Below are 23,420 nucleotides of genomic sequence, written 5' to 3' on the forward strand. Positions count from 1 at the left end.
TCGTCGCATGAAGACCCAGCGCCCGATGTTGAGATCGCCTGGAGTGGCCGGGCGTGCTTACCGCCTTGGTAGACGCCACAGACGCATCAGTTCGATCGGGGCCGAGATCTCCGCTGTCAATACGAATGGGTCTGTCGATCCTGAGCGAGTCGGCTTTCGGCTTTTGACGGGAAGACCGTGCCCCATGCCATGGATGGAATAGAGCGATACCGGGCGTGCGCCTGCGACGTTCCAGGAGGACAACTCGCCCCAGGGCTTCTTCTCGACACGAACGCTGCTTCGATCAGCAGAGTTCGCTTCAACCCATTGCTCGGCGCAAGCCCTCGCATTTGCCGGGTTGACCGTGCGATCCGCAGTCCCCTGCCAGATGCTGATCGGCGGCCAGGAGCGTTGGCCAGGGGAGATTTCGGCAATCCTTGCGCCCCAGCCATCCCAAGGCAGTGCCGCGCCGGACTTCATCGCATGCAGCGCTGACATTGCATCGCGCACGGCGCCGACCGGCATGCCGGCGACGATGGCGGCACCTGCAAACATATCTGGATAATTGGCGACCAACGAACCTGTCATCGCTCCGCCGGCAGAAAGGCCGACAATGTATACGCGCGTGCGATCGGCTCGATGTCGTTTGAGGGCATGGTCAATCATCTGCTTGACGGAAAGCACCTCGCCGCGATCGCGAGCGACCTCGCTCGGACGGAACCAGTTGAAGCATTTCTGAGCATTGTTGGCGTGGGTCTGCTGCGGGTAAAGCACCACGAACCCTCTCTCCCTGGCCAGTCTCGAGAAGCCGCTGGCGGCGTCCAGGCTTTCGGGCGTCTGCCGGCATCCATGAAGCACCACCACAAGGGCAGGCTTGCTTGGCAGATCGGCGGGCACGAAGGTCTTCATCACAAGCCTTCCGGGGTTGCTGCCAAATGCGGCAGTCGTCTGGAGCCTCGGTCGCTGCTGCCTGGCTGGCTTATGGCCAAGCGGACTCCATGCCTTCTCCAGCAGACGTGCGGCTCGCCGCCGCGTCTTCAACAATCTCGACAGCGATTTGGTGAAGCCGAGCTTCAAAGGGCCAGGCCTTCAAGCCTGGAAAGCAGAGCCTTCAAGCCGGGCTGTGCGGCATCTCGGACCGCGACTTTCAAAGGAAACCATTTCTGTTTGCGCATGCCCTTCTCCGGGAAATCAGGTTGCGCCTCGACGACGTGCAGCAGGTGAACGGTGACATGGTAGTGATGCGGCGAGCTGTCTTTGTGGTAGCTGAATGAACCGAAGGCTGTCGCCTCCACGTCGCCAACGACGCCCGCTTCCTCGAAGGATTCCCGCCTTGCCGCTGCAGATGTCGTCTCGCCGGGGTCGAGATTGCCTTTCGGAACGCCCCATCGTCCATTCCGACGACTTCCCACGAGAAGGATGCGAAGCTGGCCGCTTCCGTTTCTTCGGTAACAGATCGCACCGGCCTGCTGAACCTCGCGGACGGTTGCGATTGTCGAGTTTGATCGATCGTCACTGTGGAGCATGGCTGTTTTCGATTTTTCCTATCTTGCTTCAGAGCTGTAGCATCGAACCATGACAGTCTGGCCCGCAGCGGGAGTTCAAGTTGTCGCCTGAAACCGAAATCAAGCTCGACCGTCACAAGAAGCCCGCAATGCGGTTGTTGGTTCCGATCTTTTGCGAGCACCCGACAAGGCTGTGACGTCGTTCGTCGGCCGGAAGCATCTCCGCATCTAACCCGACTTGCCCATCTCGGCATCGCGCCACTGCTGCCATTGCTGTCTCAGCCTGCTCCTGGACACGCCTATCGGTTCAGCCAAAATCTCGACCTTGAGGATCCGTTCGGTGCGGAAGTGACGGAAGGCCTGTTTCGATTGGCACCAGGCGATCAGCAGGCTGTGCCTATCGGCATAGCCGAGAAGCACCGGCCAGACGATGCGGCTGCTCACCGTCCCATCCGCGGCGCGGTAATCGAGTTCGAGCTTGCGGCCTTGCCTGATCGCCAGCCTCAGCCGACGTGTGTCGAGTGCCGCATCGCCGCCTGCAGCCCCCGGTTTGATGCCGACCGCGGGCTCGGCAATATAGGGAAGCAGGTCCGGCGGCATAACCGAGGTGATCTTGGCCATGACATCGCTGGCGGCATTGCGAATGGCCGCATCATTCAGCCTTGCCACCATTTGAACGCCGAGCACGACGGCCTCGATCTCGTCGGGCGTCAGCATCAGCGGCGGCATGTCGTATCGCGGATCGAGCACGTAACCGAACCCCGCTTCGCCTTCGATCGGCACACGCTGGGCAATCAGATGGGCGATGTCGCGGTAGACGGTCCGCCTGGCGACCTCCAGTTCATCCGCGAGCTCGGACGAGGTCACCGGGCGGCTCGACCGGCGGAGAATCTGGATGATCTGAAAAAGCCGATCTGCTTTTCGCATGCCTGCTGACTCCTGCTGCCACAACGCTGTCAGCACGGCTGTGTCACAAAGGCAAGCAAAGAGATTGTCGCGCAGCCCTCGTGCAGCCAGGGAGAAGATCATGAAATTCGCATCCACCCGCCTCATCGCCGCTGATATCAACAGCATGGTGGCCTTTTATGAGCTTGTGACCGGCTGCCGCGCCGAGTGGCTTGCGCCCGTCTTCGCCGAGATCGTCACACCAGGCGCGACCCTCGCCATCGGCAGCGCGGAGACGGTGGCGCTGTTCCGCGAGGGCAGCGCGGAGCCAGGAGCCAACCGGACGGCCATTCTCGAATTCATGGTCGCTGATGTCGATGCGGAATTCGCCCGGCTCAAGGACCGGGTCACGGTGGTGCACCCGCCCAAGGATCTGCCATGGGGCAATCGGACAGTGCAGTTTGCCGATCCCGAGGGGACCCGCGTCGCCCTCTATACGCCCGTCACCGAGGCCGCCAGACAGCGTTTCGCCGGCCGTTGATCGACCGCCTGCGAAACCGCCTCCCACGCACCGAGAACGCCGCTTGCCCCTCATCCGGCTGCCGCCACCTTCTCCCCGTAAATACGGGGCGAAGGGGACATGCCGCAACCTTCTTGTTCCCCACCTACCTCACGCGGGGCACGTCCCCTCTCCCCGCATGCGGGGAGAGGGTTAGGGTGAGGGGCTGTCCCAGCACGAACCGGACAGCAGCGCGCTTGCCGCCACCCCTCACTCCAGCACCAGCCACCCCGAATACCGCACCACCAGCCCGGTCAGCCGCCCGCCGATTTCGACATGGAAATGGAAGCGCCCGTCGCGCTCCTCCTCGTAAGTGTCCCCACCCGGCGCCAGGAACAGCGGCAGTGGAATGCCGCAAAAGCGCCAGCCGCGCACCACGAGCCTGAGCTTCTGCCCCTCCGGCACCAGCGCCAGCAGCACCCGGAACGGCCCGAACACTTCGGCGAGCAGGTGGCGTTCGCGGCCGGTGCCGGCGGCCTGCCAGCTACGGAATGTTTTACCCCCGAAAGACCGCGTCCAGATCTCCCGGTCGCCCTCCGCGACGAAACGTACCGCGACCGGCACATCCTCGCCGGCGGCGGGAAAGCCGATGAGGCCGGCAATCAGCCGGGCGAGGAACCCGCTGCCGCGCTCGATCCGCGCCCGGCCGGAGGCAAGCCGGGTGCCGCCCGCATGGATCGCCGCCAGCGCCGGCGGCAGCTTCTCCCAGGCGTCGCCGAGGATGCGCCGGTAGAGCGGCTGGGCCTCTTCCTGGTAATCCAGCCGGATGCCTGAGGCGATGGAGAACTGGCTGAAGGCCGCTTCGAAATCCGCAAGCGACAATTCCCCCGCCGCCGGCCGGGCGCCGCTTTCCGGCCGCCGGCCTTCGAGCAGCCGGCGCACCAGCGCCTCGACGCCGAGGACCGGAATGAACGGCCCGTCATCACCTTCGGCAATCAGCGACCAGTCGGCCGTCAGCCGCCGCCCGTCATGATCGAGGCCGCCCAAGCGCACGAACATGCCGCCGCGATGGGCGCCGAGGGCGAAGCGATGGCTGGCCGCCTGCAGCAGACGTGCGAACGGCTTAAGCGAGGGCAAGAGCCCGATTTTCACCAGCCGGGCGGCGGCGGAAAGCAGCCGCTGCAGCACCTGCGGCTCGGTGCCGACGCCGGTGAAGGTGGATTGCAGCCCGGCAAAACGATCAGGCAGCAGCGCCAGGTCGGGTGCATCGACCAGCAGGAAAGCCCGGCCGGCGAGCGGCGCCACACCGGGCGGCGCAATCGTCACCCGCATCTCGTCGATCAGCCCGCGCCCCTCGGTGGGCTGCCCCTCGCGCAACACCGCCACTGGCTTGCCGGCATAACTCGCGATCGCCCTGACGACATTGAGGCCGATCTTGACATGCGCCGACGGGGCAATGCCGGCCGCGACACTTTCGACGCGGGAGAAATGCGGCGCCATCGCCTCCAGCGCCGCGAAGGAGAGGGCAGGCAGGCTGCTCAGTCCCGAGAGCACGAAGATGCCCTTTGCCTTCGCCTCAGCATCAAGCCCGCTGATGCCGGCAACGAAACCGGTGCTGTCGGCGAGATCGGCATAATCGATGCCGAGGTCGATGCAGGCCCGCACCAGCTTGTAGCCATCGCCGGTGAAGCTCTGGAACGGCCCGGAGGCATCGACCACGAGATCGGGCCTCAGCCGCGCCAGCTGCTCCCGGAGATCGCCGTCACGATCGAATACCACCGCCTGCAGCCAGGCGCCGAGATCGTTGCTGCCCAGCCGCCCGGCGCCGCCTTTCGGCGATCGCAGATCGAAGACGAAATCATCGGCCTTTTCGAGCGAGCGCCCGGCGATCAGCAGCCTGAGCCGTGGCTCCTCGGCGAGCAGCCGGGCGAGCCGGCCGCCGAAGCTGCCGTAGCCGCCGATGATCAGCAGGGAAAAGGTGCCGCCGCTCATGCGATGAAGCGGCCGCGCTGCTCCGGCGTCGGCACCATGCAGCTCTGGCGGCCGGCGATCTTCAGCCGGTTGCGGGCGATGAATTCATAAAGCGCGTCGGCGGCGCGCCGCGGCAGGAGCCGGAAGAGCTTCGCCAGCGAATAGGGAAAGCCGAGGCTCGCCACCATGCGGATCGTGCCGTCGGATTTGAAGAAGGCGCGGCCGCCTTCAATGAGGATATTGGTTTCGTAGTCGCGCGTATCGAGGCCGTAATGCCGGTAAAGCGCTTCGCCGAGCGGCGACTGCGCCGCGAGGAACCGGTATCGCCGCCGCCTGTCGTGCTTCAGCACGAATTTCACCCAGCCGGAGCAGAAGACGCATTCGCCATCGAAGACGATCAGCGGCCGGTCATCGGCAAAGGTGGGTACGGCGGGATCGGTGCGATAGCTGTAATCGGCGCGGCCCATGCTCATCTCCCCTACGCCTCTCCTTTACGCCGGCCGGTAGCTGGCGGCAAGCGAAGGCGGCCCATCCGCGACAATCGCGCCGCGCTCCACCAGATCCTCGATATGGGCGAGGAGGGAAAGGGCGGCCGCCCCATGCAGCTTCGGATCGGTATCGCGATAGATCGCCTTCACCATCTCCGCAATCTCCCGATCGCCGGCCGCGACCCGCGCCAGCACCGCCTGCTCTCGCCTGAGGCGATGCGCTTTCAGCGCCGGCAGGAAAGTCTTCGGCTCGTTGACCGGCCCGCCATGGCCGGGCAGCAGCAGGCCGTCCTCGCGCGCTATCAGCCTGTCGAGCGAGGCCATGTAATCCGCCATCGCCCCATCCGGGGGTGCCACGATCGAGGTCGACCAGGCCATGACATGATCACCGGAGAACAGGATGTCGCACCCCTCGAGCGCGAAGGCGGCATGATTGGCCGTATGCCCCGGCGTCAGCACCGCTGTCAGCGCCCAGCCGTCGCCCGATATCGTCTGCCCGTCGCCGAGCGCGATATCCGGCACGAACTCCATATCCGAGCTTTCGGCAAAGGGATTGACCTCGCCCTCCCGCAGCCGCCGCGCCGGCCCGTGCGGCCCTTGCCCCACCGTCACCGCCCCCGTTGCCGCCTGCAGCCGGCGGGCAAGCGGCGAGTGATCGCGATGGGTATGGCTGACGAAGATATGCGTCACCTCCCGCCCGCCGATCGCCGCCATCAGCGCTAGATAATGCGCCTCGTCCTCCGGCCCGGGATCGATGACGCCAAGCGAGGAGGCGCCGACGAGATAGCTGTTGGTGCCGAAAAAGGTGAAAGGCCCGGGATTTTCCGCCGTGATGCGCAAGATATCAGGAGCAACCGGCACGGCCCGCCCATAGGCCGGCTCGAAAGCAAGGTCGAATGCGGGGCTTTCCATGCGGAACGATGATCTCAGGTTGATAATATCGCCTTATGCTAGCACGCCGCCCGCCGCTTCGCGCGCAGAAATCTGCCGCAGGCGCAACTTAGTCATTGTGACAGGCAAAGAGCTTTGCTAATCAGGCGTCGATTTCCAGCAAGCGGTTCGCCGCTCAAGCTCTGGTGGGGCGTAGCCAAGCGGTAAGGCAGCGGTTTTTGGTACCGCCATCCCCTGGTTCGAATCCAGGCGCCCCAGCCATTGTTTGTTTTTTGTCTTCTTCCTGATTTGCGGCCTCAACGAAGCGGCTCGCCGTCTTCTATGTCAGCGTCATAAAGATAACTATAGAAGTGTATTTATATCTTTACGATTGTATCGATATCACTATGATCATGAAGATATCTATATGAGGCTTCTATGGCGCGACCAAAACCAGAAAGCGCTCTCCGATTCCCGCTTTCAACTGTTTTCGGGAACGAAGCGAATGTGCGGGTGATGCGGGAGTTGTCGCTTCACGGCGGGCAGTTGAGCGTTGGCCATCTCATCAGCAGAACCAGCATATCCCGCCCGCCCATACTCGCCGCTTTGGCAACCCTCGCGAGTCTTCGGATCGTGACCGAAGTTGGAAGCGGATATGCCCGTCTTTTCAGCCTCAATCGAGACTCCCCGTTTTTTGCCCCGGTGCAAGCCCTGTTCGAGACAGAGGAACGACGCTTTGCCGATATCCTTGCCGCGGTGAAAGAATGCGCATCCCTCTTTGGCGACAAGGTTGTGGCGGCATGGATATTTGGTAGCGTCGCAAGGCGGGAAGACAACACCTCAAGCGATCTGGACGTGGCGCTGATAGCTGATACGCCAGACATCGAAACGATACAAAACGGCAGCGTCGATTTTCTGGCCGCCAAGGGAAACGAGCTGTCGTTTTCGCCGTCAGTCAACACCCTGTCCATCACTGACCTGAAACGATTGCGCCAAAGCGACGATCCCCTATGGAAAGCGTTTCTCAACGAAGGACTGGTAGTGCTTGGGCCTCGTCCGGAATCGATACGGATGTGAAGGAGATACCTTGACCAGAAGCGGCCCTTCGAAACCGTCCGACCCTCGTCACGGTGCAAATCGCCTGATCATCGCCAGAGGATTTCTGGAGTCCGCCAAACTGCAAATCAGCAGTGCGCAGGCCGGAACACTCGGAAACCCGATTGCGGCGACTGTGGTCAACGCAGCCATCGCCTATACGGACGCACTGACGGCAACCTTCGCTAACAAGATCAACCAAAACGATCACGCGGCGGTCATCAAGACTTTGCGGGATGCCTTGGGAAACCGACTGCCGAAATCTCAGGAAACCAGGCTCACTCGCATTCTGGGGAACAAAGACTTGGCCCAATACGGCGGGCGTTTCATGCTGCTATCCGACGCAGAATCTCTGTTCGAGCAGTTGAAGGAATATGCAGAGTGGGTGGAAAACGAGATGGCCCGCCGCTGACCTGGCCTGCAGGCAGTTGCTGCGTCTCGGCGTAGCCAAGCGGTAGGTCAACGGTTTTTGGTACCGCCATCCCCTGGTTCGAAGCCAGGCGCCCCAGCCAGTCCATTCACCCTGCCGCGCTCTCGTTCAATCCTCTGATCACCTCGACCAGCTTCTTCGTCTTCTCGAAATCGAAGACCTGTTGCGGTCCTTCCGGCGCGACGTCGATGAACGGGCTCTCATAGAGAAGGGCGGGGTCCATGACACCCCTTTCGGTCAGGTGCTCGATGACCATTTCGATGAATTCGATCTGGTCGGCTGTTGCTCCACTGTCGGAGATGAAGTCGGAGAAGGCCTCGGCGACCGCCGCTCGATCTAGGCCGACCAGCGAACGAACGAAGGCGCCGAAACCGTGCGCCACTTCCGTTGCCTTCTCCAGGTGCTTGGTGTCGCCGATGCCGGCGGAAAGCAGCATGGCCTGCAGTTCCTCGACGTCGGTCGGCGTCAGTGGCCTGCCGTGGCGCAGCTTGGCGATGGCGATGTGGTCTTCGTGCTCGCGCAGGAAGTGCCGGGCTTTGCGCTTGAAGCGGGCAAAATCGACTTCGCCGATCTCCGGCAGATCGATATTGGCACCGAGGCCCAACTCGTCCTCAAAATTGGTGTAGACGATCTTGCGCTTGCCCTTCTCGATGTGCTGGACGAGGCCGCGAAGCCTCAGCCGCACCAGTTCGAGCTGCGGCACGGTGATCCCTTCCCACCAGGGATCGGAGAGGATGTCGAGGATCAGCGGATGCTGGGCGGCAATGATCGGGATGGCCGTCTGTTCATCGAGCGCCGAGGCAATCTCGATCAACTGCTTCTTCAGCCGGTCGAAGCTCTTTGAGCCCTTGAGCAGTGCCAGCTCCAGCCCAAAGATCAGCAAGTCGAAGCGTTTCGCCTCCTCCGGCTCGCCCTTCACTTCGCTCGGAAGCGGCGCGACCTCGTCAAGCAGTTCCTCGCGCACGGCGTCGGTGAGCTCGTTCCAGGCGTCGGCGGCTTTGTATTTTTCGACAGCGCGCCGTTTTCCGCGCACGATGAAGTTGTCGAGGTTCATGCCGGCCACGTAGGTCCGCAGCGCGTCGAGCGTCTCGTTGCGGATTGTCACCTCGTCGAGCGGCTTACCGCCGCCAGCATCGTAGCCCTCCTGTCGGGGTTCGGCCACGCCAGGGGCATCGAGCCTGTGCTTCTCGTCGAGCGCACGGACGATGTCGAAACGGGCGGCAAACAGGCGCTCGTTCAGGCTCTTGCCGTTACGGCCGTCGTCCGGCTGCGGGTTCTGGCGGAAGAATTCGAGGTTCTGGCAATAGTCGAAAACACGGAAGAATTCCTTGTCTTCGCCGGGGCCGAAGAGATCCGGGCAAAGACGCGTGCCGCGCCCAATGATCTGCCAGAACTTGGTCTTCGATCGGATCAGCTTGAACAGCACCAGGTTGACCACTTCAGGCACGTCGATGCCGGTGTCGAGCATGTCGACGGAGATGGCGACATGCGGATTGCCGTCCTTCTTCGAAAAGTCGTCGATCAGGCTCTGGGCATATTCCGTCTTGAAGGTGATTACGCGGGCGAAGTGGCCGGCAAGATGCGGATAGGCGCGATTGAACCGCTCCTCGATGAACTCTGCATGATCCTGGTTCTTGGCGAAGATGATCGTCTTGCCGAGCCTGTCGCCGCCGGCGACCTTCAGGCCTTCCGTCATCACATGCGCCAGCACCTTGTCGACGGTGTCGGCATTGAACAGCCATTTATTGACAGCGTGGCTATCGACGCTGTCGGGTGGATCGCCATCCTCCTCGTCCCATTCCAGCATGTCCCACTGCTCTTTCTCGGTTTCGGAAAGATCGTCGTAGCGGATGCCCTCGCGCTGGAATTTCAGCGGCACGGAGACCGAATGCGGCGGCACGAGATATTCGTCCTCCACCGCCTTGTCGAGCGAATAGGCATCTGTGGGAACGCCGTCCTCAAGGTCGAACAGGCCATAGGTGTTATGGTCGATCTCATCCTTTGGCGTTGCGGTGAGACCGACGAGCAGGCTGTCGAAATAGTCGAAGATCGCTCCATAGCGCTGATAGACCGAGCGATGTGCCTCGTCGATGATGACGAGATCGAAATGGCCGGGGCCGAAACGCGCTTGCCCCGCTTGCCGTTCGTCGATCAGGTTCATCATCGTCGGATAGGTGGAGAGAAAAACACGACCCTCGGCATTCTTCTCCGTCACCAGATTGACGGGCGAAGTCTCCGGCAGCTGCCGCTTGAATTCGCGCACGGCTTGGTTCACCAGCGCCACCCGGTCGGCGAGGAAGAGCACGCGTTTCACCCAGCCGGCGCGCATCAGAAGATCGACCAGTGCGATCACCGTGCGTGTCTTGCCGGATCCGGTTGCCATGACCAGCAGGCTCTTGCGCTGCTTGTGGGCCTCGAAAGCCTCGGCCACACGCGAGATGGCGCGGGTCTGGTAATAGCGGCCGGCAATCTGCTTGTTGACAGCCAGACCCGCGATCGGCTTGCGGCTCAGGCGACGCTGGATCATCAGCGCCAGCTCGTCTTTCTTGTAGAAGCCGGAGACGGCACGCTGCGGATAGGCGGTGTCGTCCCAGATCCAGTGTTCGTAGCCGTTCGAGGTGAAGATGACAGGCCGCTGGCCGAACTGCCTTTCCAGGCAATCGGCATAGAGTTTCGCCTGCTGCTGGCCGGCGCGCGGATCGCGCTTGGTGCGCTTGGCCTCGATCAGCGCCAACGGCTTGCCGTCGTCGCCCCACAGAACGTAATCGACGAAGCCCTTGCCCTCGCTGTTCGGCATGCCGCCCACGGGAAACTCGCGGTCGCGAGGGCTATCCAGCCTCCAACCGGCTTCCTTGAGCAACAGGTCGATATAGAGGTCGCGAGTCTCGGCTTCCGAATAATCGTGATGATCGGGCTTCGCCTCGTTGTCGCGGCGGGCGGCAGCCACTTCGGCGCGCAGCCGTTTCAGCTCGGCATCGAGATCGGCCTTGTCACGCAGCATGGCCTCGAAGGCGGCATCCTTCGCCTCCATCTCGCCCTTCATGCGGGTAAGCTCGGCGAAGGCGCGCTTCACCACGTCTTGCTTGCGGCTCAGATGCGCGGTGTCGAAGGCGAGATCGTCGGCGGGATGGTCCTTGCGCGCATAGGTGCGGGCCAGCCAGAAGCAGAGATGGAACAGGTCGCGCACGGCATTGGCAGCCTCGGCAGGCTTGGTTTCGCGGCTTTCATGAACGGCCTGATTGCCGATCTTGATGATGATGCGAGCCTTGGAAAACACCGCCTGGCCGGCGAGCTTCTGGAAGCTCGGCTCGTGGATCAGCGCCGAGATATTGCTTTGATAGGGAATTTTGAGCGAGGGATCATGCTTGTAGGCCCATTGCACGGCGAGTTCCACCGCACGCCGCGCATAAAACGCGCCCGCCCGCGGATCGCCCTCCGCCAGAGCCTCCGCCCGCTTCGCGCTGTCGAAGATCTCGGGAAACTCGGCGGCGAGGAAGGCGAAGTTGGACATGAAGCCTCAAAGCTGACCGGAGAAGGCACGATGCTGGAGAGAGGAGAAGGCCATATCTAGCGAGCTACTTTGTATCTTTGAAAACCGCATCTGACACTCAATGTTCTCTATTTTATTGCGAAATTCCATTTGTGTTTCAATTGCTGGAGCAGGAACTATTAAGTCTTCGATTTGGCTCTTGGTGATCGCTTGACGAGTAGCGCCGCCTTCGCCAATCAAGAGAAGTTTTCTTTTAAATGAAGGCGCCAGCAAAAGCGCTTCCAAATAATAACTGTCCAACGCGGCCTTCGGCCGAATGATAGCCACATGCTGATTGACGCGAGCCGCCACCTTCAGCTTTGGCGCACGGCACACTCGTGCGATCGAAGCGCCCGTGATATTTAGAAGAACATCGCCATCTTCAACGATTACGTTGTTTAGTTTTTTTGCCTGATTGTCATCTATAAATGCAAGGCCATCAGTTTTGAACGCTCCATCACGAACGTTCATACTGCGTATTAGGGGTATGCCAAAAGGCTTATAACTGGCGTCACCGCCTTTGGGCGTTGCTCCACTACCAACCTTTGATACTATGGAACCTAGTGGCTTTGCTGGGAGCCCCATTGGGTTGCTCACAGGATCTCCGAACATCTCCAGAAAGATCGATTGTCTCAGGCTATCGAGCAGCGCGATCGCCTGGCGACGTTTCTGGCGCAGCTGATCGGCCTTATCCAGAATCGCCGCAATCCGCTTCTGCTCATCGAGGGGCGGAAGGGGGATTTGTAAATTTGCGAGATCAGCTTTCCCTATGCCCGGCACGGTGGCTCCATCCGCGAGCCCAGCAATTCTTTGTTCCGTGTGGCGAATGAAATTGAAAAGATAGGATTGAAGAATCCTTCCTTGCTTCGGTCGTAAGGCCATGAGTTGACGTCCAATTGCGGCATCACAGCCTAAATTGGATTTGCCAACGCCAGCGCCCTTTACCGTAACCAAAACATCCGTGGTCTTCGCAAATACCTTCGGCGCAATCGTCCATTTTGTCACAAGTGGACGAATTTCACCGAAATCGGCAGGACCCGTCAAATAGGCCGAACCGTTAAATTCCGAGTTATAGAGATTTGCTTCGATATGCTGGCCGGCTACAATATCTACGGCTTCGCCAAGTGCTTGAAGATTCACAGCATCTCCTCCAGCTCTTTCAAGCCTGCGGCAATTTCGTCCTCCAACTCCAGCAGTTCCGCAATGATCTCCTTCGGTGGACGATGTTCAGCCGCCTCGTGCACCACTTCCTTGTAGCGATTGAGCGACAGGTCATAGTCGAAGCCGACGATATCCTGGCGGCTCACCGTAAAGCTCTGCCCGGTGCGCGGGTTTTCGCGCTCGCGGCCATTTCGCTCGGCCCAGCGAGCGACGACATCCGGCAGGTTGTTCTTCGCGTGCTCGTCCTCGGTGAGCTTTTCCTTTGGCGCCGCGCCGAATTTCTCCTCTGGCATCAGCATTTGACGCTTGTCGTCCAGGCTCATGCCGTCGGCCTGCAGATCGTAGAACCAGACCTGATCTGTGCCGCCGGAATTGGTCTTGGTGAAGAAGACGATCGCTGTGGAGACGCCGGCGTAGGGCCTGAATACGCCTGATGGCAGTTTGATGATTGCATCGAGCTTTTGGTCGTCCACCAGCATTTTCCGCACCGCCTTGTGCGCCGTGGACGAGCCGAACAGCACGCCATCCGGCACGATAACCGCCGCCCGACCGCCGGGCTTCAGAAGCTTCAGAAACAACGCCATGAACAGAAGCTCGGTCTTCTTGGTCTTGACGATGGCGAGCAGGTCGCTGGCAGTCGTCTCGTAATCCAGTGAGCCGGCAAAGGGCGGGTTGGCGAGAACAAGCGAATATTTATCGGCATCGTCGCCATGGCTGGAGGAAAGCGAATCCCGGTAGCGGATATCGGCGCCCTCGACCCCGTGCAACTGCATGTTCATCGAGCCGATGCGCAGCATGGTCTGGTCGAAATCGTAGCCGTGGAACATGCCTTCGTGGAAATGCCGGTTGAGCGCGGCGTCGCGGAACAGTCCCTTGTGGTGCTCGCGCAGATATTCGCCGGCCGCCACCAGAAAGCCGCAGGTGCCGCTCGCCGGGTCGCAGATCACATCCTGCGGCGTCGGCTGCATCAGCTCAACCATCAGCTTGATGATGTGGCGCGGCGTGCGGAACTGCCCGTTCTGGCCGGCCGAGGCGATCTTGCCGAGCATGTATTCGTAGAGATCACCCTTGGTGTCGCGATCCTCCAACGGAATTTCCGCCAGCATGTCGACCACCTTGGCGAGCAGGCCGGGTGTCGGAATGGTGAAGCGCGCGCCCTTCATGTGTTCCGAATGGGAGGTGCCTTTTTCTGCCATCTCGCGCAGGAATGGGAAGACATTCTCAGAGACGATGAAGAACATCCGTGCTGGATCATCATTCTTGAAGCGCGACCACCGCAGCATGGCGTAGGTGATCTCTTCTTTGACTTCGCCGGTGTCCTCGTTACGCACGGTGCGATAGACACCTTCCGGGAAGATCACGCGCCTCAGCGGTCGGTTCAGAAGGTTAGCCTCATTTTCCGCTCGGGTTTGCGCTTCGTCCAGGCCGCGCATGAAGAGCAGATAGGTGATCTGCTCGATTACCTCGAGCGGATTGGCGATGCCGCCGGCCCAGAAGGCATTCCAGACCAGATCGACCTTCGTGCGAATTTCACCTGTGAGCATGCTTATTCCTTCATCAAATCAGTGCGGGAGACATTACCCGGGAGATTATAAGGCGCAAGCGCCGAGGTCGGTCTGATGGCTGGCATATTCACAGTTGCATGGCCGCTGACGCCCATTGGCTCGCCGTCGATCCCGCAAGCTTCTCCGCCAAGCGCATCCAGAGACCCGGCATCATACACCTCCGTTGCCATCGAATGGTCATGCTGCCCTACATCGAAATCATAAGGGCGTGATATGACCAGTGAGGATTTATGCGCTTGTTAGCTTTCCTGCGTGGGTTCTAGGATGAGGCGAACGCATACCTAAGAAATGGGAGGGGCAATGGATATCTCAGAAGAACAGGCGCGGTGGTCCGCAATGACTTCGCGTCTGGTTGATGCGGGATGGGCGGAAGAGCTAAATGCGGCACTCCAGCTCGAAGCTCGCAATCTCAGTGTCATATCTCCGTTCCTCAAGCAGAAGGCCATCAGGCGCGTCTTGTCGCACACCCCTCAGTCGGTGCGGGTAATAACACGCTTCAATCTTGCAGACTTTGCGGAAGGAGTAAGCGACATCGCAGCGATTAGAAGCTTGCTGATCGCTGGTGCGAGGGTGCGCGGGATTCGGAATCTTCACGCCAAGGTGTATGTCTTCGGTTCTCGGCGCACAATCGTGACATCCGCCAACTTGACGGAGGCCGCGCTGACCAGAAATCATGAGTTCGGTCTCGTTTCCGACGACGCAGAAATAATCTCCGCATCTACTCGTTATTTCGATGCACTCTGGTCGCGCGCCGGAACAGATTTAACGGCAAGGCAGCTGGATGAATGGGAGCAAACGGTCACGATGCACCTCGCCAGCGGAGGACCGCGCTTTCGCCTCGAGACGTTAGCGGATTATGGCACCGATGCTACAGGGGTTCTTTACTCCGGCGCACCGACAATTCCAGCTCCAATTCCCCAGGCTGAGCAAGCGTTCGTGAAATTTCTCGGCGAGGGCAGCAATAGGGTTCCTCTGTCCTTTTCGACGCGAGATGAAATCGACAGTGCTCTTTGTCATTGGGCGCTTGCATATCCGGCCACCAAGAGACCCCAAGCAGTCAAGGAAGGCGCGGTGATGTTCATAGGCCGGCTGACCTATGATCCAAAGCCAGACATCAGGATATTTGGCCGCGCCACGGGGATGCGACACGTGCCTGGACGTGACGATGCCTCGGCAGATGAAATCGCGCAACGGCCATGGAAGAACACGTGGTCACGATATATACGTGTCCATCATGCGGAATTCGTTGCGGGAACGATGGCTAATGGAGTCTCGCTCAATGCATTGATGAACGCTCTCGGTCCGGATGCATTCACCTCGACACAGCGAAATCAAGCTCGCGGCGAAGGTAACACGAACCCGTACAAAGCTTATCGGCAATTGGCGGCAGTCGAGCTCTCGCGCGAAGGGCAGCTTTGGCTAAGCGAGCAGCTACAGAGGGCTTTGGAGGTACATGGCAGTGTCCCGCAGGGGGAACTGAACAAGCTTGGGTGGCCGAAGCTGCACGAAAACTTGATCGCTACTTTGGCATAATCCACCCTGACTGCTCGAACCGCCTCTCGTTTTGGATCGGCTGCTCAAGCCGGTAGCACTCCTGCGCCTCAGTCATGCCATCCAAAGAGACGAATACCTGTGAGTTCAACCAGCCTCTCCACCAGCGCCTCCTGAAATCCAACATCATTCACCTCCGCCGTCGCCTCCCGCTGCTGGCGGTGATACCAATACCCGCCGCTCACCGTCGCGGCGTCGTCCTCGCTCGTCGCAAGCCATGTCTGCGTCAGATGCCCCATCTCCAGATCATCCGGCGCGCCGGCGCCGCCCATCTTTGTTGGCACCCAGCCGGGGTCGACGGCGTTGCTGAGCACGTCAGGCCAGTGGCGGGCGATGGCGGCGGCGAGGGTGGCGATGTAGAGCTTGCTTTCGGAATAGGCCTGACTGGCGCTCCATGGCCGCTTGTTCCAGTCGATATCGTCAAGCGCGCTGCTGCCGCTGCGGTGCATGCCGCTGGTGAGATAGATCAGCCGGTGGGGCCGCGTGATCCAGGCGGTGAGGAGATAGGGGGCGAGCGTGTTGACCGCCAGCGTCTTGGCGTGGCCTTCCGGCGTTTCGCCGCGGCTGCGCTCGAGGTAGATGCCGGCATTGTGGATGACGGCGTCCATGCGGCCGATGGCGTTGACCTGTTCGGCGATGGAGCAGGTTTCCTCGGCGCTGGCGAGATCGCCGATGACGAGGCCGAGGGCGGCGGCTGAGGTCTCGGCGATGGCCGCGGCGCGCTCGCGGGAGCGGGCGTGGAGGACGACCTCGTGGCCTTCGCGGATGAGGGTGCGGGCGGCGGCGAGGCCGAGGCCATCGGTGGAACCGGTGATGAAGATGCGGCTCATGGGGGTTCCTTTCGCGGGGCGGCGTGGGGGGAGTGAAGCAGGTTCCGGTTGGGGGCTCAATGCGGGAGTTGGGGGGTGGGTTCCTGGGGTTTGGTGGATTTGTAGCCGGTTCGGACCGATCAAGACCCCTCCCCACAAGGGGGAGGGGCTGCCCAGCATCACCGCTTTGCCCGAGATCATCTCGTCGTTTGCCGATCTGGAGTTTTGGAGATGCGGAGCGGCAGGTTAAGCCCCTCCCCCTTGTGGGGAGGGGTTTGGGGCGGGGTCTTTGCCCCGCGAGCGGGGCCCAAGGACGGTTCGAGACCGTGGCTCGACCCCGGTCAGTGCCGGCAGGCGGATGAGGGGCTTTTTTCTCTGTGATATCAGTGTGCCGACGCTATCTCCCGTCGGCATCATCGATGATGGAGGAGGGGCCTCGGCGGAAAACGGCGACGTCAGCCCGCGCTGTCCGCCTCTAAACTTCAGCCACCGCCGCTGCGCTCCCGCCGCTCACTCCACCCAACACCACCTCACATCCCCTGCCGCCGCCGCTCCGCGCCTGCCGCGATCGTCTGCACCAGCTCGTCCACCTCTCTTGCCAGCCGCTCCAGTGGCAGGCCCACAAATCGGCCTTCCAAACTGATGCTGACCACCCCATGCACCGCGCCGAACAACGTGCGGGCGCGGATGGCGCGGTCCTCGGCCGGCATGTCGGGCTGCAGTTCGGCGAGCGGTTCGGCGATCACGTCCATCAGGAAGAGGTGTTCGTCGAGGTGCCATTGCGGCGTCGGGCTGGTGGCGGGGGGGAAGTGGTCGAACAGCGCCTTCCAGAGATTGCGGTGCTCCACCGCGAAGGCGAGGTAGCCCTGGGCGAGGTTGCGCAGGCGATCGGTCGGGCTTTTGCTTTTGGCCTCGTCGAGCGTCAGCCTGGCCTCCAGCGCCTTCAGCGTCGCGGAATTCACATGGATGACGAGCTCGGCGAGGTCGGTGAAGACGGTGTAGAGGCCGCCGAGCGCGCAGCCGGCGTCCTGGGTGATGTCGCGGGCGCGCAGGTTGGCCAGCCCGTCGCGGGCGATGCGTTCGCGCGCCGCCTCGATCAGCCGGGCCTTCAGGTCCTCGCGTTTTTCTTCTCGTCTGCCGGCCATTAACCACTTCCCTTCGAATTTTTGAACGACGTTCAAAATTTATCTTGAACGTCGTTCATGATTCTGCCATAACTCATCTCGTGAACAACGTTCATAAACCGGAGGACAGAAATGTTCAAATTGATTTCCACATTGCTGCGGGGCAGGGCGCATGATGCCGAGCAGGCTTTCGCCGATCGTCACGCCGTGCCGCTGCTGGCCCAGCAGATCCGCGATGCCGCGCAATCGATCCAGACGGCGCGGCGCAGCGTCGCCGTCGCCATCGCCCAGAACGAGCAGGAGAAGGCGCAGCATCAGACGATCCTTTCCCGCATCGCCGATCTCGAGACCCGCGCCACCGCGGCGCTCACCAAGGGCAATGAGGGGCTGGCGCGGGAAGCCGCCGAGGCGATCGCCTTTCTCGAGGCCGAGCGCGATGCGTCGGAACAGGCGCAAAGCCAATTCACCACATCGATCGCCAAGCTGAAGGGCATCGTCAGGGATGCCGAGGCGCGGCTGCAGGCGCTGCAGCGCGGCGAGCGGCTGGCCCGTGCGACGCAGGAGGCGCAGAAGCTCGATGTCGCAGTCGCCGGCCCCGGCCTTGCGACCCTCGACGATGCCGAGGAGACGCTGGCGCGGCTTCGCCTGCGCCAGAGCCAGAACGAGCTGACGGCGGCGGCGCTGAAGGAGATGGAAAGCGCCACGCGGCCGGCCGGCATCATCGAAAAGCTTGCCAATGCCGGCTGCGGCGCGCCGCTCACCTCATCGGCCGATGACGTGCTCGCCCGGCTGAAGAGCCGCATCACGCCGGCCGCCTGATCTCATTCCATCCAGCCATTCAATCATCGAACCAAGGGACTTGAGAACCATGAACGACAGTTTCCAGAAACATTCCGCCAGCTGGGTCAGCTTCTCCTACATCTCCTTCGGCGCCGCCGCCTTCATGCTGGCGCTCGGCCTCTACATGATGCCGCTCGATCTCTGGGGGAAGGGCTATCTCGCCATGGGCATATTGATGCTGGTGCAGACGACGGTGAACATCACCAAGACGCTGCGCGACAATGCCGAATCCGAGAAGCTGATCCGCAAGGTCGAGGATGCCCGCACCGAAAAGCTGCTGGTCAAATTCAATCGTAGCGATGAAGATTGATCTTCCTTAACCACATCGCAGAGTTGTTATCGCATTCAACTTTTGCGTAACAACTCTGTGGCCTGCTCTGCCGATCGAAAGAGGGTCTCGCCGTGCAACAGAATCTGATGACTTCGAGGAAATTCGCGCCGCTGTTCTGGACGCAGTTCCTGACCGCCTTCAACGACAATTTCCTCAAGAATACGCTGGTCTTCCTCATCCTCTTCAAGATGTCGGCAAGCGAGGGCGCGGCGCTGGTGACGCTTGCCGGCGTCATCCTCATCGTGCCCTTCCTGCTGCTCTCGGCACTCGGCGGCGAAATCGCCGACAAGCACGACAAGGCCAAAGTGGCCGAACTGCTGAAGCGCTCGGAGATCGCTGTTGCCGCACTTGCGGTGGTGGGCCTCGGCTTCTCCACCATCTCAGTGCTGATGGCCGCGCTCTTCGGCTTCGGCATCGTCTCGGCGCTGTTCGGGCCGATCAAATACGGCATCCTGCCCGATCATCTCGAACGCCGCGACCTGCCGAAGGCCAATGCCTGGATCGAGGGCGGCACCTTCATCGCCATTCTCGGCGGCACGATCATCGCAGCGCTCGCCTTCTCCAGCGGCGACAATGTGCTGCTCTTCGGCTCGATGATGATGGGCCTGTCGCTGCTCTGCTGGCTTTCGGCCCGGATGATCCCGCCGACCGGCTCCAAGGCGCCGGATCTTCAGATCGACCGCAACGTCATCCGCTCCAGCTACACGCTGGTCATGGAAATCCGTGAGGACAAGCGGCTGTGGCGTTCGGCGCTGATGAACTGCTGGTTCTGGCTGGTCGGCGCCTTCACCCTCTCCATCCTGCCGACCATGGTAACCGAGCTGCTCGGCGGCTCCGAGCTCGTCGTACCCGCGTATCTCACGGTGTTCGCCATTGCCGTCGCCGTCGGTTCCGGCATTGCCGCCTGGATGTCGTCTGGCCGCATCGTGCTCTTGCCGGCACCCGTCGGTACGGCGCTGCTCGGCCTCTTCAGCCTCGATCTCGCCTGGAACCTCTGGGGCCTCACTTCGACGTCGCACGCGACGACCATCCTCGATTTCTTCGCCGGGCAGAACACCATCCGCGTCGCCATCGATCTCGCCGGCATGGCGATCTCCGGCGCCTTCATCGCCGTGCCCACTTTCGCCGGCCTGCAGAGCTGGGCGCATGAGGATCGCCGCGCCCGCGTCATCGGTGCCGCCAACGTGCTCGCGGCGCTGTTCATCACCGTCGGCCTCGGCCTCGTCGCCGTCATCCAGGCGCTCGGCGCCTCCATTCCTGAGATCCTGATCGGCCTCGGCGTCGTCAATTTCGCCGTCGCCTGGCTGATGCTGAAGACCCTGCCGACCAATGCCTTCCGCGATTTCATCTCCATCCTGTTCCGCGCCTTCATGCGCCTCGAGGTCGAGGGGCTGGAGAATATTAAGAAGGCCGGCCCGGCGCCGATCATTGCGCTCAACCATGTCAGCCTGCTCGACGGCGCGCTCGCGCTCGCCATCACCGAGGAGGAGCCGGTTTTCGCCGTTGATTACAAGATCGCCCAGGCCTGGTGGGTGCGCCCCTTCCTGAAAATGTGCAAATTCCTGCCGCTCGACCCGACCAAGCCGATGGCGACGCGCTCGCTGATCAAGGTGGCGCAGGAAGGCAACCCGATCGGCATCTTCCCCGAAGGCCGCCTGACGGTGACCGGCACGCTGATGAAGGTCTATGACGGCGCCGCCATGGTCGCCGACAAGACCGGCTCGATGGTGGTGCCGGTCAAGATCGACGGGCTGGAGAAGACCTATTTTTCCTATCTCGACGACGGCAAGATCCGCCGCCGGCTGTTCCCCAAGGTCAAGGTCACCATTCTCGAGCCGGTGAAGCTGGAGGTGCCGCCGGAGCTGAAAGGCCGCAAACGCCGCACGGCGGCGGGTGCAGCACTTTACCAGGTGATGTCGAACCTGTTGTTCCGCACCGCCGATACTTCCTCGACCGTGCTCGAGCGCGTCATCCGGGCCGGCCACGAATTCGGCATGGGCAAGCTTGCCGTCGAAGATCCGGTCACCGGCCGGCTGACCTATGGCAAGCTCTTGACCGGGGCGACCGTGCTCGGCGCCAAGTTCCGCGCCCGTTTCCCGGAACAGAACCTCGGCGTCATGCTGCCGAATGCCAATGGCGCCGCCGCCACCCTTCTCGGCGTCATGAGCGCCGGCAAGGTGCCGGCCATGCTGAACTTCACCGCCGGTGCCGCCAATATCCTCTCCGCCTGCAAGGCGGCCGAGGTGAAACACGTGCTGACCTCGCGCGCCTTCGTCACCCAGGCCAAGCTCGGCCCTGTCATCGAGGAGCTGGAAAAGCAGCTGACCATCGTCTGGCTCGATGAGCTCAGAGCCGAAATCTCATTCAAGGACAAGCTCGTCGGGCTTCTGCGCAAGGCGCGGCCGCTGGTGAAGCGCCGGGCCGACGATCCGGCCGTCATCCTCTTCACCTCGGGTTCGGAAGGCACGCCGAAGGGAGTGGTGCTGACCCACCGCAACATCCTGTCGAACGCCGCCCAGGCCGCCGCCCGCATCGATTTCCACAGCGGCGACAAGGTGTTCAACATCCTGCCGGTCTTCCATTCCTTCGGGCTGACGGCCGGCACGGTGCTGCCGCTGATCTCGGGCGTGCCGGTCTATTTCTATCCGTCGCCGCTGCATTACCGCATCGTGCCGGAGCTGATCTATGTCTCCAACGCCACGATCATCTTCGGCACCGATACCTTCCTCAACGGTTATGCCAGGACGGCGCACCCGTACGATTTCCGCTCGATCCGCTACATCTTCGCCGGCGCCGAGCCGGTGAAGGCGGCCACCCGCCACACCTATATGGAGAAATTCGGCCTGCGCATTCTCGAAGGCTACGGCGTCACCGAGACGGCGCCTGTTATCTCCATCAACACGCCGATGTACAACCGCTCCGGCACGGTCGGCAAAATCCTGCCGGGCATGGAATGGAAGCTCGAGCCGGTGCCCGGCATCGACGAGGGCGGCCGCCTGCATGTGCGCGGCGCCAATGTCATGGCCGGCTACCTCCGCGCCGAAAAGCCCGGTGTGCTCGAGCCGCTCGCCGATGGCTGGCACGACACCGGCGACATCGTCACCATCGACGAGGACGGCTTCGTCAAGATCCGCGGCCGGGCCAAACGCTTCGCCAAGATCGGCGGCGAAATGGTGTCGCTGGCGGCAATCGAGGCGCTCGCCGCCGAACTCTGGCCCGGCGCGCTCTCGGTCGTCTCGTCGCTCCCCGACCCGAAGAAGGGCGAGCGCCTGGTGCTGCTGACCGAAGCCGAAACCGCCACCCGCACCGAATTCCTCGCCTTCGCCAAATCCAAGGGCGCGATGGACATGATGGTCCCGGCCGAGATCACCATCGGCAAGGTGCCGGTGCTGGGCTCGGGCAAGGTCGATTTCGTCGCCGCGCGGAAGCTGGCGGAGGGGGCGGCTGAGAACGAAGAGGCGGCGTAGCGCGGGGTTTTGGCAGGCGCAACCGGAGAACTTTTGCGCGTGGGTAGACCCCTCCCCAACCCCTCCCCACAAGGGGGGAGGGGCTAACCTGGGGCACCGTCTCGCTCCTTCCGAAACGCCAAAGATTTGGAATGCGGGTGCGGCAAGTTAAGCCCCTCCCCCTTGTGGGGAGGGGTTGGGGAGGGGTCTTGAGACGGGCGCCGGTGGAAATTCCAGGAGCAAACCGACATGGCCGACACCGAAATCTTCGACGGGCACAATGACGCGGTTCAATTCATCGCGGAATACACCTCCTCCGGGCGCGACTTTCTGATGCGGTCTGAAACCGGGCATCTCGATCTGCCCAGAGCCCGCGAGGGCGGCCTGGCCGGCGGCTTGTTCGCGCTGCATGCGGCTCCGGAGCATCCGCCGGAAAATGACCTGATCATCACTGAGAACGGCTACGAGGTCATCTATGCCGAGAGCCTCGATCCGCTTTGTGCCCGCCGGCAAATCGAGGCCCAGCGTCTGGCGCTGGAGAGATTGATCCGCCGCTCCGACGGTCGGATGCGCCTGGCGGTCGATGTCGATGAGATCGCCGCCGCCAGAGCCGAGGGCGCCTTTGCCGTCGTGCTTCACATGGAAGGGGCCGAAGCGCTGGATAGCGAGTTCGACTATCTCCACCGGCTCTATGCGGCGGGCCTGCGCGCGCTCGGGCCGGTCTGGAGCCGCCCGAACATCTTCGGCTTCGGTGTTCCCTTCGCCTATCCCAAGTCGCCGGATACCGGCCCCGGACTGACCGGGATCGGCAAGGACCTGGTGAGGACCTGCAATCGGCTCGGCATCATGATCGATCTGGCGCATCTGAACGAACGCGGTTTCTGGGACGTGGCGGCCTTGAGCGACGCCCCGCTCGTCGTCACCCATGCCTGCGCCCACACCATCTGCCCCTCGACCCGCAATCTCACCGATCGGCAGCTCGACGCCATCCGCGATACAGACGGCGTGATCGGCTTCAACCTCTCGGTCAACGACATTCGCGCCGACGGTCATCTGAACGACGATACCCCGCTCGACCACATCGTTCGCCATATCGAGTATCTGATCGACCGCGTCGGCGAAGACCGGGTCGCCCTCGGATCGGATTTCGACGGCGCGGTGATGCCTCGCGGGATCAAGGATGCGAGCGGCCTGCCGCATCTGTTCGACGCGATGCGCAAATGCGGGTTCGACAGAGAGAGCCTGTCGAAATTCGCTTTCGACAACTGGCTGCGTGTGTTCGGACTGACATGGAAGAGCGGGCCGTGATCGCGAAGCAGATGCGGCTTTTGACGGAGCTCTA

At 62.0% G+C, this 23,420-nt stretch carries 19 protein-coding genes and 1 tRNA gene; 9 read left to right on the plus strand and 11 right to left on the minus strand.

The genetic code is table 11. The annotated features are described in order from the left end of the window. Positions 1–57: 57 nt before the first annotated feature. The 3 genes from GGD53_RS19175 to GGD53_RS19185 form a co-directional block, all read right to left on the minus strand. Positions 58–1,056 (minus strand): extracellular catalytic domain type 1 short-chain-length polyhydroxyalkanoate depolymerase, encoded by a 999-nt coding sequence (locus GGD53_RS19175; RefSeq protein WP_184458398.1) that lies wholly within the window; start codon positions 1,054–1,056, stop codon positions 58–60. Beyond that, positions 1,053–1,505 (minus strand): NUDIX hydrolase, encoded by a 453-nt coding sequence (locus GGD53_RS19180; RefSeq protein WP_184458401.1) that lies wholly within the window; start codon positions 1,503–1,505, stop codon positions 1,053–1,055. Before GGD53_RS19180 ends, GGD53_RS19175 begins: the two co-directional genes overlap by 4 nt. Positions 1,506–1,712: 207 nt before the next feature. Next, positions 1,713–2,411 carry a helix-turn-helix transcriptional regulator gene (locus GGD53_RS19185; RefSeq protein ID WP_184458403.1) on the minus strand — a complete coding sequence of 233 codons (699 nt, stop codon included), beginning with the start codon at positions 2,409–2,411 and terminating at the stop codon, positions 1,713–1,715. Between the two features lie 100 nt (positions 2,412–2,511). Between GGD53_RS19185 and GGD53_RS19190 the strand changes: the two genes are divergently transcribed. Next, a complete protein-coding gene (locus GGD53_RS19190; protein ID WP_184458405.1) occupies positions 2,512–2,910 on the plus strand; it encodes a VOC family protein in 399 nt (132 codons plus the stop codon). 228 nt (positions 2,911–3,138) lie between these two features. Here GGD53_RS19190 and GGD53_RS19195 read toward each other — a convergent pair whose 3' ends face one another. From GGD53_RS19195 to GGD53_RS19205, 3 genes are read right to left on the minus strand one after another with little or no spacing between them, the layout of a single operon-like run. Next, positions 3,139–4,860, minus strand: a complete 1,722-nt coding sequence (locus GGD53_RS19195; protein ID WP_184458407.1) for an SDR family oxidoreductase — start codon at positions 4,858–4,860, stop codon at positions 3,139–3,141. Then, the gene (locus GGD53_RS19200; RefSeq protein ID WP_184458409.1) at positions 4,857–5,306 is read right to left on the minus strand and encodes a thiol-disulfide oxidoreductase DCC family protein; all 450 of its coding nucleotides are present in this window, start codon (positions 5,304–5,306) and stop codon (positions 4,857–4,859) included. The genes GGD53_RS19195 and GGD53_RS19200 overlap by 4 nt, the downstream gene beginning before the upstream one ends. Positions 5,307–5,330: 24 nt before the next feature. Beyond that, positions 5,331–6,239: an MBL fold metallo-hydrolase gene (locus GGD53_RS19205; protein ID WP_184458411.1), complete on the minus strand. Its 909-nt coding sequence runs from the start codon at positions 6,237–6,239 to the stop codon at positions 5,331–5,333. 165 nt (positions 6,240–6,404) lie between these two features. Between GGD53_RS19205 and GGD53_RS19210 the strand changes: the two genes are divergently transcribed. The 3 genes from GGD53_RS19210 to GGD53_RS19220 all read left to right on the plus strand — a co-directional run bounded on the left by GGD53_RS19210 (position 6,405) and on the right by GGD53_RS19220 (position 7,704). Next, positions 6,405–6,479: transfer RNA gene (locus tag GGD53_RS19210), tRNA-Gln, on the plus strand. A gap of 156 nt (positions 6,480–6,635) precedes the next feature. After that, positions 6,636–7,274 carry a nucleotidyltransferase domain-containing protein gene (locus tag GGD53_RS31470; RefSeq protein ID WP_210303269.1) on the plus strand — a complete coding sequence of 213 codons (639 nt, stop codon included), beginning with the start codon at positions 6,636–6,638 and terminating at the stop codon, positions 7,272–7,274. Between the two features lie 10 nt (positions 7,275–7,284). Further along, positions 7,285–7,704, plus strand: a complete 420-nt coding sequence (locus tag GGD53_RS19220; RefSeq protein ID WP_246717833.1) for a hypothetical protein — start codon at positions 7,285–7,287, stop codon at positions 7,702–7,704. A 106-nt stretch (positions 7,705–7,810) separates the two neighbouring features. Here the strand turns inward: GGD53_RS19220 and GGD53_RS19225 are convergent, their stop codons facing one another. The 3 genes from GGD53_RS19225 to GGD53_RS19235 are packed head-to-tail and all read right to left on the minus strand — an operon-like array spanning position 7,811 to position 13,956. Further along, positions 7,811–11,233 (minus strand): DEAD/DEAH box helicase family protein, encoded by a 3,423-nt coding sequence (locus tag GGD53_RS19225; protein WP_184458413.1) that lies wholly within the window; start codon positions 11,231–11,233, stop codon positions 7,811–7,813. A gap of 6 nt (positions 11,234–11,239) precedes the next feature. Next, positions 11,240–12,391, minus strand: coding sequence for a restriction endonuclease subunit S (locus GGD53_RS19230; protein WP_184458415.1), 1,152 nt, complete (start codon positions 12,389–12,391; stop codon positions 11,240–11,242). Continuing rightward, complete coding sequence (locus GGD53_RS19235; protein WP_184458417.1) at positions 12,388–13,956, minus strand: type I restriction-modification system subunit M; 1,569 nt, start codon at positions 13,954–13,956, stop codon at positions 12,388–12,390. The genes GGD53_RS19230 and GGD53_RS19235 overlap by 4 nt, the downstream gene beginning before the upstream one ends. 321 nt (positions 13,957–14,277) lie before the next feature. Here GGD53_RS19235 and GGD53_RS19240 point away from each other — a divergent pair, with 321 nt between their 5' ends. Continuing rightward, positions 14,278–15,510 (plus strand): phospholipase D family protein, encoded by a 1,233-nt coding sequence (locus GGD53_RS19240; protein WP_184458419.1) that lies wholly within the window; start codon positions 14,278–14,280, stop codon positions 15,508–15,510. A gap of 68 nt (positions 15,511–15,578) precedes the next feature. Here the strand turns inward: GGD53_RS19240 and GGD53_RS19245 are convergent, their stop codons facing one another. After that, positions 15,579–16,358, minus strand: coding sequence for an SDR family NAD(P)-dependent oxidoreductase (locus GGD53_RS19245; RefSeq protein ID WP_184458421.1), 780 nt, complete (start codon positions 16,356–16,358; stop codon positions 15,579–15,581). A 509-nt stretch (positions 16,359–16,867) separates the two neighbouring features. Then, positions 16,868–17,482, minus strand: a complete 615-nt coding sequence (locus GGD53_RS19250) for a TetR/AcrR family transcriptional regulator (protein ID WP_184458423.1) — start codon at positions 17,480–17,482, stop codon at positions 16,868–16,870. A gap of 111 nt (positions 17,483–17,593) precedes the next feature. Here GGD53_RS19250 and GGD53_RS19255 point away from each other — a divergent pair, with 111 nt between their 5' ends. From GGD53_RS19255 to GGD53_RS19270, 4 genes are all read left to right on the plus strand, one after another. Then, complete coding sequence (locus GGD53_RS19255; protein WP_184458425.1) at positions 17,594–18,280, plus strand: PspA/IM30 family protein; 687 nt, start codon at positions 17,594–17,596, stop codon at positions 18,278–18,280. A gap of 49 nt (positions 18,281–18,329) precedes the next feature. Then, entirely contained in the window at positions 18,330–18,611 is a 282-nt protein-coding gene (locus GGD53_RS19260; RefSeq protein WP_011424367.1) for a YiaA/YiaB family inner membrane protein, read from the plus strand. A gap of 92 nt (positions 18,612–18,703) precedes the next feature. Beyond that, positions 18,704–22,099, plus strand: a complete 3,396-nt coding sequence (locus GGD53_RS19265) for an acyl-[ACP]--phospholipid O-acyltransferase (RefSeq protein ID WP_184458428.1) — start codon at positions 18,704–18,706, stop codon at positions 22,097–22,099. Positions 22,100–22,327: 228 nt separating this feature from the next. Continuing rightward, complete coding sequence (locus GGD53_RS19270; protein ID WP_184458430.1) at positions 22,328–23,386, plus strand: dipeptidase; 1,059 nt, start codon at positions 22,328–22,330, stop codon at positions 23,384–23,386. Positions 23,387–23,420 lie beyond the last annotated feature (34 nt).

Origin of the sequence: Rhizobium aethiopicum (assembly GCF_014197535.1) — a bacterium.
In the GTDB taxonomy this organism is placed as follows: Bacteria; Pseudomonadota; Alphaproteobacteria; order Rhizobiales; family Rhizobiaceae; genus Rhizobium; species Rhizobium aethiopicum_A.